This window comes from Bacillus sp. PK6-025, from assembly GCF_056530265.1.
This window is the reverse complement of record NZ_CP096509.1, coordinates 105,001-118,815: the sequence shown is the minus strand read 5'-3', so window position 1 is coordinate 118,815 and position 13,815 is coordinate 105,001. Positions and strand designations below refer to the sequence as shown.

Annotated in this window: 13 protein-coding genes and 1 other annotated feature (1 of these 14 only partly in view); all 13 genes read right to left on the bottom strand. The window is 46.6% G+C overall.

Features of this window, described 5'->3' with window-relative positions; all coding sequences use genetic code 11:
* Positions 1–58: 58 nt before the first annotated feature.
* Positions 59–571, bottom strand: a complete 513-nt coding sequence (gene rae1, locus M1D67_RS00645) for a ribosome-dependent mRNA decay endonuclease Rae1/YacP (protein ID WP_020449848.1) — start codon at positions 569–571, stop codon at positions 59–61.
* A 5-nt stretch (positions 572–576) separates the two neighbouring features.
* On the bottom strand, positions 577–1,326 hold the full coding sequence (rlmB, locus tag M1D67_RS00640) for a 23S rRNA (guanosine(2251)-2'-O)-methyltransferase RlmB (protein ID WP_256164559.1): 750 nt from the start codon (positions 1,324–1,326) through the stop codon (positions 577–579).
* The gene (locus M1D67_RS00635) at positions 1,323–1,739 is read right to left on the bottom strand and encodes a Mini-ribonuclease 3 (RefSeq protein WP_144497585.1); all 417 of its coding nucleotides are present in this window, start codon (positions 1,737–1,739) and stop codon (positions 1,323–1,325) included. The genes rlmB and M1D67_RS00635 overlap by 4 nt, the downstream gene beginning before the upstream one ends.
* 2 nt (positions 1,740–1,741) lie before the next feature.
* Positions 1,742–3,145 (bottom strand): cysteine--tRNA ligase, encoded by a 1,404-nt coding sequence (cysS, locus tag M1D67_RS00630; protein WP_035337469.1) that lies wholly within the window; start codon positions 3,143–3,145, stop codon positions 1,742–1,744.
* Positions 3,142–3,792 carry a serine O-acetyltransferase gene (gene cysE, locus M1D67_RS00625; RefSeq protein ID WP_020449844.1) on the bottom strand — a complete coding sequence of 217 codons (651 nt, stop codon included), beginning with the start codon at positions 3,790–3,792 and terminating at the stop codon, positions 3,142–3,144. Before cysE ends, cysS begins: the two co-directional genes overlap by 4 nt.
* Positions 3,793–3,866: 74 nt before the next feature.
* Positions 3,867–4,097 (bottom strand) — a binding site (T-box leader).
* Positions 4,098–5,555, bottom strand: a complete 1,458-nt coding sequence (gene gltX / locus M1D67_RS00620) for a glutamate--tRNA ligase (protein ID WP_103750568.1) — start codon at positions 5,553–5,555, stop codon at positions 4,098–4,100.
* An 81-nt stretch (positions 5,556–5,636) separates the two neighbouring features.
* The gene (gene ispF / locus M1D67_RS00615) at positions 5,637–6,113 is read right to left on the bottom strand and encodes a 2-C-methyl-D-erythritol 2,4-cyclodiphosphate synthase (RefSeq protein ID WP_020449842.1); all 477 of its coding nucleotides are present in this window, start codon (positions 6,111–6,113) and stop codon (positions 5,637–5,639) included.
* On the bottom strand, positions 6,106–6,801 hold the full coding sequence (gene ispD / locus M1D67_RS00610; RefSeq protein ID WP_065643141.1) for a 2-C-methyl-D-erythritol 4-phosphate cytidylyltransferase: 696 nt from the start codon (positions 6,799–6,801) through the stop codon (positions 6,106–6,108). The genes ispF and ispD overlap by 8 nt, the downstream gene beginning before the upstream one ends.
* 16 nt (positions 6,802–6,817) lie before the next feature.
* Complete coding sequence (locus M1D67_RS00605; protein ID WP_009330350.1) at positions 6,818–7,906, bottom strand: PIN/TRAM domain-containing protein; 1,089 nt, start codon at positions 7,904–7,906, stop codon at positions 6,818–6,820.
* Positions 7,907–8,037: 131 nt separating this feature from the next.
* Entirely contained in the window at positions 8,038–9,114 is a 1,077-nt protein-coding gene (disA, locus tag M1D67_RS00600; protein WP_020449840.1) for a DNA integrity scanning diadenylate cyclase DisA, read from the bottom strand.
* 3 nt (positions 9,115–9,117) lie between these two features.
* The gene (radA, locus tag M1D67_RS00595; RefSeq protein WP_020449839.1) at positions 9,118–10,497 is read right to left on the bottom strand and encodes a DNA repair protein RadA; all 1,380 of its coding nucleotides are present in this window, start codon (positions 10,495–10,497) and stop codon (positions 9,118–9,120) included.
* 79 nt (positions 10,498–10,576) lie between these two features.
* Entirely contained in the window at positions 10,577–13,009 is a 2,433-nt protein-coding gene (gene clpC / locus M1D67_RS00590) for an ATP-dependent protease ATP-binding subunit ClpC (protein WP_020449838.1), read from the bottom strand.
* Positions 13,006–13,815: the 3' portion of a protein-arginine kinase McsB gene (gene mcsB / locus M1D67_RS00585; protein WP_479831533.1), read on the bottom strand. It continues 282 nt past the right edge of the window; 810 of the gene's 1,092 nt are visible here — the last part of the coding sequence; its start codon lies off the right edge, out of view; the stop codon is at positions 13,006–13,008. Before mcsB ends, clpC begins: the two co-directional genes overlap by 4 nt.

Here is a 13,815-nt window from a genome sequence, read left to right as displayed (position 1 = left end):
TCCCCCCGACCGCACGTAGATAGAAATATTATACAGTAATGGACAAAAAAGCGTCAACCTAATCCAAGTCGCCACGCCGCCATTTTTCGAAGATCTTCAAGACGTCTTCTGACAATGGAATTTTCCCCGCGGGACGTTCTGAGGTGATTTGTTTCACCCTTTTTTCGATTTGCCTTTCGATCGCTTCGACTTCCCTGAGCAGCTCCCTGGCTGATTTGCGCAGGGCCCCTTGGCCGAAAATCGCCCATTGCTCTGTGTAGTCAGATGTGGCAACATGGAGTTGCGTCTGAATATTATTCAAGTCTGACACCAGTTTCTCGATCCGTTCATCAGCCGTTTCATTTTCCCTTGTGAATATCACTTCTACGCGATGATTGACCTTCTTTTTCTCGATTCCTTTAACGAGATGCGCATCAAAGACAACGATTACCCGGAACCCAGTATACGATTGATATTCCGCCATCTTCTGTATCAACAGATCCCTTGCTTCTTCAAAACTGTTTTCTTTTAAATCTTTCAACTGAGGCCATGCCCCAATCATGTTATAACCGTCGACCAACAGGATGTCCATTCCGTCTATTCTCCCAGAGGGCTTCGTTTCCGGTACACTTCATACATCAGGAGGCCGGCTGCGACTGAGGCGTTCAGGGACGTAACTTTTCCCGCCATCGGCAGGCGGATGAGAAAATCACATTTCTCTTTTACAAGCCTTCCCATGCCTTTTCCTTCACTGCCGATGACAAGCGCAAGCGGCATATTTCCGTCGAGCGACCTGTAGTCCTGTTTTCCAGACGCATCGGTACCGACTACCCAAATGCCCCGTTGCTTCATTTCTTCCAGGGTTCGCGACAGGTTGGTCACTTTGACGACCGGAATATGTTCGATGGCTCCTGTCGAGGCTTTGGCGACAGTCGTCGTAAGGCCGACCGCGCGCCTCTTCGGGATGATGATGCCATGAGCCCCAACCGCATCTGCGGTGCGCATAATAGAGCCCAGATTGTGCGGATCCTCAATCTCGTCTAAAACGAGGATAAACGGCTTTTCATTTCTGTCTTCGGCCTTTTGAAAAAGATCATCCAGTTCGGCATACTCGTAAGCCGCGACCTGAGCGACGACGCCTTGATGCTGTCCGGAAACCATTTGATCGAGTTTTTTTCTTGGGACATAATGAATCGTGATGCCTTTTTTGGCGGCAAGTTCAACGACTTGCTGAGCCTGTCCCTTCACTGTGTTTTCCGCCATCCACAGCTTATACAATTCCCGGCCTGACTTTAATGTTTCGATGACCGCGTTTTTTCCTATGACGTAATCATGCTGCTCACTCATTTGACTTCCTCCCTGCCATCCCGTTTTTCCAGTGCTGCTTTGATGAGTTCATTAAGCCTATCTTCCCTGTTCTCAAGAAAAAGATACCCGATGACCGCCTCAAAAGCCGTACTGTAACGATATGTTTGAACATCCGTATTTTTCGGTACCGTTCCGGATTTGGCATTCCGTCCTCTTCTCAGCACAGCCTGTTCTTCCTCGTTGAAAAATTCCTGCTCCTCTAGCGCAAACAGCATGCTTGCCTGCGACTTGGCAGAGACATAGCGCCTCGACTGCCTGTGCAGATCATTGGGCCTTGTCATGCCTTGCTTTAAGAGGTGATGCCTGACGTATACCTCTAATACGGCATCACCCATGTAAGCAAGCGCCAAACCATTCAGCTGTTTGGCGTCTTTAATGGTTTCCAAATTCATGTTTACGATTCTCCTCTTTTCCAGCGTGTACCCTGTGGAGTGTCCTCCAGGATAATGTTCATGCTTTTCAGCTGGTCGCGAATCTGGTCAGATGTTGCGAAGTCACGGTTTCTGCGGGCTTCATTCCGCTTCTCGATCAGTTCTTCAATGTCCTTATCCAAAAGTTCCTGTTCCTTGAGGGAGAAGCCGAGCACTGAGCAGATCTCGTCAAACAGCTGTAGAAACGCCTGAATGACATGTTCTGAAGTATTCTTTTCCTGCAGATAGTAGTTGGCGTGTTTGGCCAGATCAAACAGGACGGAAATTGCATTCGCTGTATTAAAATCATCATCCATTGCCGTTTCAAAGGCTTTTCGCTGCTCTTCAATTTTTCCAAGCCATTCTGAATCGCCCTCTGTTAAATTTGTACTGCTTTTCAGGCGATACTGCAAATTGCTATAAGCTGTTTTTAGACGACCAAAAGCATTTTTTGTGTTCTCAAGAAGTTCGACCGAATAGTTGATCGGATGTCTGTAATGAACAGACAGCATGAAAAACCGCAGCACTTGGGGATCATGCTCTTTAATAATGTCATGCACAAGCACAAAGTTACCGAGCGATTTTGACATTTTCTCATTATCGATATTAATGTAGCCGTTATGAAGCCAATATTTCGCGAAAGGCTTCCCTGTCAATGCTTCCGATTGGGCAATTTCGTTTTCGTGATGCGGGAAGGTCAAATCCTGGCCGCCGGCGTGAATGTCGATCGAATCGCCCAAATATTTTTTCGCCATCGCAGAGCACTCGATATGCCAGCCGGGACGGCCTTTTCCCCAAGGGCTATCCCAGGAGATTTCGTTATCTTTCGCCGCTTTCCATAATGCGAAATCGAGCGCATCTTCTTTTTTCTCGCCCACTTGAATCCGGGCGCCTGATCTCAGCTCATCGACTGATTGATGCGACAGCTTTCCATAACCTTCAAACGATCTTGTTTTATAATAAACATCCCCGTCTGCCTCATAAGCATAGCCCTTATCGATCAGCGTTCGAATAAAATCGATGATTTCATCCATGTTTTCAGTGACGCGCGGATGGCAATCCGCTTTTGTGCAGCCCAGTGAGCCGACATCTTCGAAGTACGCCTTAATAAAGCGTTCGGCGATGACCGGCACTTCCTCTCCAAGCTCATTTGCCGCTTTAATTAATTTGTCATCGACATCTGTAAAATTGGAGACGTATTGGACGTCATAGCCTTTATACTCCAAATACTTTCTGACCGTGTCATAGACGATCGCCGGCCTCGCGTTTCCGATGTGAATGTAGTTATATACGGTCGGCCCGCACACATACATTTTGACCTTGCCTTCTTCAAGAGGCACAAACGGCTCTTTTTTTCGTGTGAGAGTATTATACAGTGTTAGTGTCACAGCTCATCTTCCCTTTCTTTTCTCCGGAGCTCTTGTTTCAGCTGCCTGATTTCGTTTTCCAATTCTCTGAAGCGGTCAGCCACCGGATCCGGCAAGTCCTGGTGGTTCAAGTCGCGTCTGATTTTCTTTCCGTTTTGTACGACGACGCGGCCCGGGATGCCGACAACGGTGGAGCATTCAGGCACATCATGCAGGACGACGGAGCCGGCGCCGATTTTCGCCCCTCTTCCGATTGTAATGGATCCAAGCACTTTTGCCCCTGTTGAGATCAGGGCATGATCCTCGATTGTCGGATGCCTTTTGCCTTTTTCTTTTCCAGTTCCTCCCAGCGTTACGCCCTGAAAAACCGTGACATTGTTTCCGATCTCACAGGTTTCGCCGATCACAACCCCCATGCCGTGATCGATGAAAAACCTCCTGCCGATCTTGGCACCCGGGTGAATTTCGATTCCTGTAAAGAAGCGGGCGATTTGAGAGATCGTTCTGGCGATGAAAAACCTTTTTCTTTTATATAAAGCATGTGCAATTCGATGCGCCCATATAGCATGCAAACCTGAATAAGTTAAGATGACTTCAATGTAGCTTCTCGCAGCTGGATCTTGATCAAATACGACGTCTACATCTTCTTTCAGCATTTTAAAGAACACATGATTCCCCCCGTTCCCCGCTTCCTTTGTCTCTATCTATTGTCAAACCATATAAAAAAACGCCTCTGTCTAATGACAGAGACGCTTTTTGACGCGCGGTTCCACTCTGTTTAGAAAACAGCACAGCTGTTTTCTCAACTCTCATCCATAACGGCGGATACCGCCTTTGAATACTTGTGTAAAAACGTTCTTCAAAGGTCTCAAGAGGTGCATTTCTAAAGCCCGGCGCTTAAGTCTTTTCCAGCCGATGAAGACTCTCTCTTTAAAGGCCCTGGCTTTATACTTATCCCTGTCAACGATTTATCTTATTGAATAATGTTATTCAGCCGTTTTAAAACGGTGTCTTTCCCCAATAATTCAATGGACTGAGGCAGTTCAGGACCGTGGGTCTGGCCTGTCGTCGCTACGCGGATCGGCATAAACAGCTTTTTCCCTTTATGTCCTGTTTCTTTTTGAACGGCTTTGATGGATGCCTTGATCTCATCTGCCGTAAACGAGTCAAGCTGCTCAAGCTTTTCGGCAAATACGCGAAGCACTTCCGGAACCTGCTCTTCTTCTAAAACTGTTCTTGCTTCACGATTATACTGGATATCGTCTTTAAAGAACAACTCTGTTAACTCGACGATTTCAGCGCCGTAGCTCAACTGTTCCTGATATAGAGAAATCAGCTTGCGAACCCATTCCTGTTCGCTGCCTGTTAGCTCTTCTGAAACCTTGCCCGCTTTTTGCAAATGCGGAACGGTCAATTCGATCACCTGATCAAGATCAAGTTTTTTCACATACTGGTTGTTGACCCATTTCAGTTTATGCGTATCAAATACCGCTGGTGATTTTGACAAACGGTGTACATCAAATATCTCAATAAACTGTTCTTTTGTAAACAGCTCTTCTTCTCCGACCGGCGACCAGCCGAGAAGAGTGATGAAGTTAAACAATGCTTCCGGCAAATAGCCGAGCTCTTCGTACTGTTCGATAAACTGAATGATGGACTCATCCCGTTTGCTCAGTTTTTTACGGTTTTCATTGACGATTAATGTCATATGTCCAAATGCCGGGATGTCCCAGCCAAGGGCGTTGTAAATCATGATCTGCTTCGGCGTATTGGAAATGTGGTCTTCGCCGCGCAGGACATGCGTCATTTTCATTAAATAGTCATCGACAGCTACGGCAAAGTTGTAAGTAGGCGTTCCGTCTTTCTTCACGATAACGAAGTCGCCGATGCCGTCTGTTTCAAAAGAAATTTCTCCTTTGACGATGTCATTGAAGCTGATGACTTCTCCTTGAGGGACTTTAAAGCGGATGCTCGGCTGTCTTCCTTCAGCTTCGAGCTTTTCCTGCTCTTCTTTAGTTAAATTGCGGCACTTGCCTGAGTAGCGCGGCATTTCTCCGCGGGCAGCCTGTTCCTCGCGCTCTTTCTCAAGCTCTTCTTCCGTGCAGTAACATTTGTAGGCAAGCCCTTTTTCAAGAAGCTCCTCGTGATATGTTTTGTAAATGTCGTTTCTTTCGGATTGGCGGTATGGTCCGTATTCTCCGCCGACATCCACGCTTTCATCCCAGTCGATGCCCAGCCATTTTAAATAGTTCAGCTGGCTTTGCTCTCCGCCTTCAATGTTACGCTTCCGGTCCGTATCTTCAATGCGGATGATGAATTTTCCGCCTTGGCTCCGGGCAAACAAATAATTAAAGAGAGCGGTTCTGGCATTTCCGATATGTAAATGGCCTGTTGGGCTCGGCGCATAACGAACCCGAACTTCGTTTCCCATCTGTCTAACTTCCTTTCGTCTCTAACAGAGTTCAAATTTATTTCCTATTCTATCATCAAATGAACCTGTCTTCAAAATGAATTATACCTTTTGGAGCAGAACGGAAGCCTGAGCGGCGATTCCTTCGGCTCTTCCCGTAAATCCGAGCTTTTCGGTTGTGGTCGCTTTTACGTTAATTTGGGACATTTCCGCCTCAAGCCCTTCGGCAATTCTGGCTCTCATGTCTTCGATATACGGCGCCATTTTAGGCTTTTGGGCGATGATTGTACAATCCAGGTTCCCGAGCGTATAGCCTTTTTCCTTCACAATCATCCAGACGTGACGAAGGAGTTTGAAGGAGTCGGCATCTTTGAACTCAGGGTCGGTATCCGGAAAGTGTTTTCCGATATCGCCCTCGCCGACGGCGCCGAGACATGCATCCGCAATCGTGTGCAAAAGCACATCGGCATCCGAATGTCCGAGCAGGCCTTTTTCGTAAGGAATCGTAATTCCCCCGATAATGAGCGGCCTGCCTTCCACTAGTTGATGGACGTCAAATCCTTGGCCTATTCTAAACATGTTCATTCCTCTTTTCCGCTTCTAATATCGCTTCTGCGACAAGCAAGTCATCCGGGGTCGTCAGTTTGATGTTTTGATAATCCCCTTGAATGATTGCAACCGTACCTCCGGCTTCCTCGACCAGACTGGCGTCGTCCGTACCGAGGAAACCTTTTGTTTCAGCCTCAAGGTGAGCATTCATCAGAATAGAAAGACGAAAAGCTTGTGGGGTTTGAGCGGCCCACAAGCTTGAACGTTCAATCGTTCCGGCTACTTCACCGTCTTGAACGCGTTTGATCGTGTCTTTAACAGGTACGGCAACGATAGCAGCCCCTGTTTCCTTCGTTTTCTCGACAAGCTGTTCGATATATTCCCGTTTAATAAAGGGTCTTGCTCCGTCATGGACGAGGACCGTTTCCTCTTTGCCGGCCGCTTTAATACCCGCAAATACGCTTTGCTGGCGTTCTCTTCCGCCCGGAACCATCTCGATCGGAGTTGTAAAATGATAGGTTTTTAAAAGGGTGCTGAATTCACCGAATTCCTGTTCATTGATGACAAGAATGATCCTTTTGCAGGCATCATGGTTATCAAACACCTTTAATGTATGAATAATCACAGGTATTCCTTTCGCCTCGATAAACAGTTTGTTTTTCCCGGCATTCATTCGTTTACCTTGTCCGGCGGCAGGAATAACGACTTCGTAATTCATTTTATTTCTCCCTTTTTCAAAGCGCCTTTTCCAGCAGTTTTGGCTTGGCGAATATCATTCTGCCTGCCGCTGTCTGCAGCACGCTGGTCACGAGCACGTCGATATGTTTGCCGATATAATTTCGCCCTTCTTCCACGACAATCATCGTGCCGTCGTCCAGATAAGCCACGCCCTGATTATGTTCTTTCCCGTCTTTGATGACCTGCACCTTCATTTCTTCTCCCGGAAGCACGACAGGTTTGACGGCGTTGGCAAGGTCGTTGATGTTCAATACGGCAACCTTTTGGAGCTCGCATACTTTGTTCAAATTGAAATCGTTGGTAACGACAACGCCTGAGGTCAATTTCGCCAGTTTGACAAGCTTGCTGTCGACCTCTTGAATATCTTCAAAATCGCCTTCATAAATTTCAACTTTGATATCGAGCTCTTTCTGGATCCGATTTAAAATATCCAGTCCTCTCCGTCCTCTGTTTCGTTTGAGGACGTCTGAAGAGTCGGCGATATGCTGCAGCTCCTCAAGCACAAACTGAGGAATCACAATGACGCCTTCAAGAAATCCGGTCTGACAAATATCAGCAATTCTCCCATCTATAATAACACTTGTGTCTAAAATTTTCAGCTTTTTGTCTTCTTCAGGACGCTCTTCCTCAGCAGAACCTTTTTTCTTTCTCGATGTGAAAAGTGTCAGCATTTCATCCTTTTTCTTGAAACCTACACGGAATCCGAGATAGCCGAGAAATGCGGCCAACACAATCGGAATGACCGTGCTGATCAACTGATAAGGGATGTCTTTTAACGGAATGACATTGACGATAAGATAAGCGAGCATAAGTCCGAAGATTAATCCCAAAGAGCCGAACAATAAATCTGAGACAGGTGCTTTGATCAAGGAATCCTCAATTTGTTTCACCCAGTTGATGACATGATCCGCACACCAGATGCCCAGAAGAAAAAAGATGATAGCTCCTAAACAAGCGGACGCATACGGGTTTGTTACTAAAGGTATGTCCTGTACATTTAACAGCACAAACAATTCCGGTATGAGAAAAATACCGATAACGCCTCCCAAAATCGCAAAGAACGCTTGAACTATTCGTTTCAACATACCTTCACCTCCTTTAAAATAATCGTTTTAATTTTTATGAATGCAGCTGTTTCAACCGGAAAAAGGGAAAACAAAAAGTAAGAATAATATACCCATAAATTGCAAATTTTAATCACTTTTAGAAATTTTTCTCACAGCTGCCTGTCAGTATAATGTTTCTCCTGAAGTCTCTTTAACCCTTTCTTTATCTTTTGGGCACGGACCGCCCCAATTCCTTCCACTTCATCCAATTCTTTTACATCCGCTTCGATAATAAGCTTTAAATGGCCGAATGCTTCGACAACATTTTCTACGATCGGCATCGGGAGACGGGGGATTTTGTGAAGGAGCCTGTAGCCTCTCGGGAAAACGTATTCCTCCATATTCGTAGTTGCAGAATAGCCTAAAAGCTTAAGGAGAATCGAGTCATCCAGCAATTCGAAACTCGACATATCCTGTAGCTGCTTCAGCAGGACAAACGGGTCTTTGATTTTTTCTTTCACATAATCTTTAACGAACAGCGCCGCTTCCTGCTCCATATCAGTGATCAGTTCACTAACCTGGAGCCTGATGAGATGGCCTTCTGTTCCAAGCTCTTTAATATACATATTAATTTCATTTTTGATTCTGAGCACCATTTCATATCGATGCAGAACAGAGATGACATCCCCAAATGTCACAAGCTCTTCAAACTCCAGCGCATTCAAATTGGAAATCGCATGGTCCAAAATGAGTTTGTATTTTTCGAGTGTCTGAATCGCCTGATTGGCTTTTGTTAAGATAAAGCCGATATCTTTGAGTATATATTTCATATTTTCCTGATAGAGCGTAATCACATTCCGCCTTTCAGAAATCGCAATGATCAGACAGCCGGTCTGCTTGGCCACACGCTCGGCCGTTCTGTGCCTCATGCCCGTCTCAGAGGATGGTATCGTCGCCTCAGGCATAAGCTGCGTATTGGCATATAAAATTTTCTGCCCTGAATCGCTGAGAATAATCGCCCCGTCCATTTTAGCCAGCTCGTACAGATGAGCCGGAGAGAAAGAAGAATTAATGTGGAACCCTCCGTCAACCACTTCTTTCACTTTATCATTGAAGCCGACCACGATTAATCCGCCTGTTTTGGCCCGAAGGACGTTTTCGATTCCCTCGCGAAGAGGTGTGCCGGGGGCGACAAACTGCAATATTTCTGAAAGATCCTGTTTCGCTCCTTTTTTGTCTTTTTCCATATATTATGATCCTCCTAATGAAGCTCGAAGGGCCTCAGCTACATTTTCAACACCGACGACTTCAATTCCTTTCGGCTTTGTCCATCCTTCCACATTTGCAGAAGGAATAATCATTCTTTTAAAACCAAGCTTCGCCGCTTCCTGCACCCTCTGTTCTATCCTTGATACTCTGCGGACTTCCCCTGTCAAGCCGACTTCGCCGATAAAACAATCCGTCGGATGAGGCGGGGTGTCTCTGAAGCTTGAGGCGATGCTCACCGCAACGGCGAGGTCGATCGCCGGCTCGTCCAGCTTGACGCCGCCGGCGACTTTTAAATAGGCGTCTTGATTTTGCAGCAGCAGCCCCACCCTTTTTTCTAAAACCGCCATCAGCAATGAGACGCGGTTATGATCAATTCCGGTTGCCATCCTGCGCGGATTTCCAAAACTCGTCGGGGAAATCAGCGCCTGAATCTCTACTAAGACCGGCCTCGTGCCTTCCATTGAAGCCACGACACTCGAGCCGGCTGCTCCAGCCGAGCGCTCTTCGAGAAAGATCTCCGACGGATTCAGCACTTCTGTCAGGCCCTCTTCCCTCATTTCAAAGATTCCCATTTCATTCGTTGATCCAAACCGGTTTTTGACGGCTCTTAAAATCCGAAATGTATGATGCCGCTCACCTTCAAAATAAAGGACGGTGTCGACCATATGTTCCAGAAGTCTCGGTCCGGCAATCGAACCTTCTTTTGTGACATGCCCGACGATAAATATCGGAATCCCTTTTGTTTTTGCAATTCTCATCAGCTCAGCGGTGCATTCCCTGACCTGGGACACGCTGCCTGGAGCAGATGTAATATCACTTTGGTAAACGGTTTGAATCGAATCAACCACCACGAATGATGGATTCATCTCTTCTATAGAAGACGTAATATACTCCATATCGGTTTCAGATAAAACGTGAAGAGTGGGACTGTTGATGCCTAGACGGTCTGCTCTCAGCTTTGTCTGCTTGACCGATTCTTCACCTGAGATGTACAGGACATTTTCTTTTGAATCAGCGAGCTGGGCAGATACTTGAAGCAGCAAGGTTGATTTCCCGATGCCGGGATCGCCTCCGATTAAAACGAGTGAACCTTTGACAATACCGTTTCCCAAGACGCGGTTGAATTCGCCCAGTTTCGTTTTAATTCGCGGCTCTTCTGTTGTTTCGATTGAAGTGAGAGGTGAAGGCTTTTGCACCGTTTGAACGGAATGTGAAAAAGCGGTTCTTCTGTTGGCGGCGGGTTTTTTTATCGTTTCTTCCACCATGGTATTCCATGTGCCGCATCCGGGGCACTTCCCCATCCACTTGGCGGATTCGTAACCGCATGAGTGACAAATGAATTTAGTCTTTGTTTTAGCCATTGATTTTTCAAAACGCTCCCTTTATAAGAAAGTGAGGCATACTGATGAACATCGTATGCCTCTTTCTTTTGTCTCTATATTAGTTCGTTTTAGCTTCGGTTTTTACGACAAATTCTCCGCCTTCTACATCCAAAACAATATGCTGGCCTTTTTCAATATGGCCTTTCAGGAGCTCTTCAGACAGCCGGTCCTCCACGTGTTTTTGGATTGCTCTTCTGAGAGGGCGCGCCCCGTATTCGAGATCCACGCCTTCATCGGCAATTTTTTCTTTAGCCGCTTCAGTCAGCTCAATTGACAGATCCTGTTCTTTCAGACGCTTAGTTAATTGTTCTGACATGAGGGATACAATATCTTTCAAATGTTTTTTCTCCAAAGAGTGGAAGACGATAATCTCATCAATCCGGTTGATAAATTCAGGTCTGAAGGCGCGTTTTAATTCGCCCATGACTTTGTCTTTCATATCTTTATAATTCTGGGTTTCATCCTGCACATTAAACCCGACGTATTTATTTCTTCTCAGTTCGCTCGCACCGACGTTTGATGTCATGATCAAAATCGTATTTCTAAAGTCGACTGTGCGCCCTTTTGAATCAGTCAGGCGACCGTCTTCAAGCACTTGCAGCAAAATATTGAAGACATCAGGGTGCGCTTTTTCGATTTCGTCAAGCAAGACGACGGAATACGGTTTTCTTCTCACTTTTTCAGTGAGCTGTCCGCCTTCATCATAGCCGACATATCCCGGAGGGGAACCGACGAGTCTTGATGTTGAATGTTTTTCCATATACTCGGACATATCGATGCGAATCATGGCTTCTTCATCGCCGAAAATGGACTCGGCAAGTGCACGGGCAAGCTCCGTTTTTCCTACGCCTGTAGGGCCGAGGAAAATAAACGAACCGATAGGACGTTTTGGATCTTTTAAGCCGGCACGCGCGCGTCTGACTGCTTTGGCAACCGCAACGACAGCCTCATCTTGGCCGATAACGCGGGAATGAAGAATGCTCTCCATGTTCAGTAATTTGTCTGTTTCAGTCTGCGCAATTTTCGAAACCGGCACTCCGGTCCAGCTTGAAACAACCATTGCAATATCGTCGACGGTCACTTCTGAATTTTCCTGTCCCTGCTTTTCTTTCCAGGTTTTCTTGGTTTCTTCGACCTGTTCGCGCAGGCGCTGCTCCGTATCCCGTAATGACGCTGCTTTTTCGAATTCCTGGCTTTGGACAGCGGCATCTTTTTCTTTCCTTACTTCATCAAGCTTTTGTTCAAGCTCTTTTAAGTTCGGAGGCGTTGTAAATGAACGCAGGCGAACCTTTGAACCGGCTTCATCGATTAAGTCGATCGCCTTGTCAGGCAGAAAACGGTCCGAAATATACCGGTCTGACAGCTTCACAGCCGCTTCGATCGCTTCATCCGTAATCGATACGCGGTGGTGGGCTTCATAGCGGTCTCTGAGACCTCTCAATATTTGAATGCTCTCTTCAGGAGACGGCTGGTCAACCTGAATCGGCTGAAAACGCCGTTCGAGTGCAGCATCTTTTTCAATGTATTTGCGGTATTCATCAAGGGTTGTCGCTCCGATACATTGCAGCTCTCCGCGCGCCAAAGACGGTTTAAGGATATTGGAGGCATCGATGGCCCCTTCCGCTCCCCCGGCTCCGATGAGAGTATGCAGCTCATCGATAAAGAGGATGATATTTCCCGCTTGACGAATTTCGTCCATCACTTTTTTCAGGCGGTCTTCAAATTCACCGCGGTATTTCGTACCGGCGACAACCGTTCCCATATCAAGCGTCATAACTCGCTTATCGCGGAGAATCTCCGGTACTTCGTTATTGATGATCTGCTGGGCGAGGCCTTCGGCAATCGCTGTCTTACCGACACCGGGCTCCCCGATTAACACAGGGTTGTTTTTCGTTCTGCGGCTCAGCACTTCAATTACGCGCTGAATTTCTTTGCTTCTGCCGATTACGGGGTCAAGGCTGTCTTCTTTTGCAATCGCCGTGAGATCCCTGGCAAGACTGTCTAAGGTTGGTGTGTTGGCATTGCTGTTGGCGCCTGAAGCAGCGCCACCACTCTCATTGCTGCCCAACAGCTGCAATACTTGCTGTCTCGCTTTGTTTAAGCTGACGCCTAAATTATTCAGCACCCTTGCCGCAACACCTTCCCCTTCTCGGATTAAGCCGAGGAGGATGTGTTCAGTTCCAACGTAGGAGTGACCAAGCTTTCTTGCTTCATCCATTGCCAGTTCAGTCACTTTTTTGGCTCTCGGTGTGTAATGGATCGATTGTGACATCTCTTGCCCTCGGCCAATGAGGCTTTCAACTTCTTTTTGAATCTTGTCAGGGCTGAGTCCCAATGCCTGCAGCGCCTTTGCAGCAATCCCTTCTCCCTCGCGGACAAGGCCGAGGAGAATATGTTCTGTTCCAATGTTATTATGGCCCAGACGCAGAGCTTCTTCTTGAGCAAGCGCCAATACTTTTTGTGCTCTTTCTGTGAATCTTCCAAACATCATATCGTTTCATCCTCCTGTCTATTGCCGTTGTTTTCTAATTTCAGACGCTCCCTGATAAGAGCAGCCCGCCTGATGTCCCTCTCGTTTGGCCTTAAGACTCCTCCTGAATATTGCTGGAGAAATCCAGGCTGCGTGAGGATCATCAGCTCATTAAGTATATTGCTGGAAAGACCTTTTATTATCCCCAGGTCAATTCCAAGACGAACGTCTGAAAGACATCTTGCTGTTTCTTTCGATTCGATCATCCGGCAATTGGACAGTACGCCGTAAGATCTGTAGACGCGGTCTTCAAGCTCGATTTGCGAAGTCTGATAAAGCGCCTTTCTTGCTGAACGCTCTTGTTCGATCAACTGAGCAACGACGCTGTTCAGATCTTCGACAATGTCGTGTTCCGATTTACCGAGGGTAATTTGGTTGGAAATTTGAAAGATATTCCCTAATGCTTCGCTGCCTTCACCGTAAATTCCTCTAACAACAAGCCCCAATTGATTAATTGCCGGAATAATTCTGTTTATTTGTCTAGTTAACACTAAAGCAGGAAGGTGCATCATGACAGAAGCTCTAAGCCCGGTTCCGACATTTGTAGGACAGCTGGTCAAGTAGCCTCTTTGTTCTGAAAAAGCATAGTCAATCCGTTCTTCAATCCAATCGTCCACCTGATTTGCTGCTTTTAATGCTTCTGAAAGCAGAAATCCCGGGAACAGACATTGAATGCGAATATGATCTTCCTCATTCAGCATAATACTCACTTCTTCATTTTCAGAAAGAAGGCATGCGCCAAAGGAAGCTTCCGTCAAATGCGGACT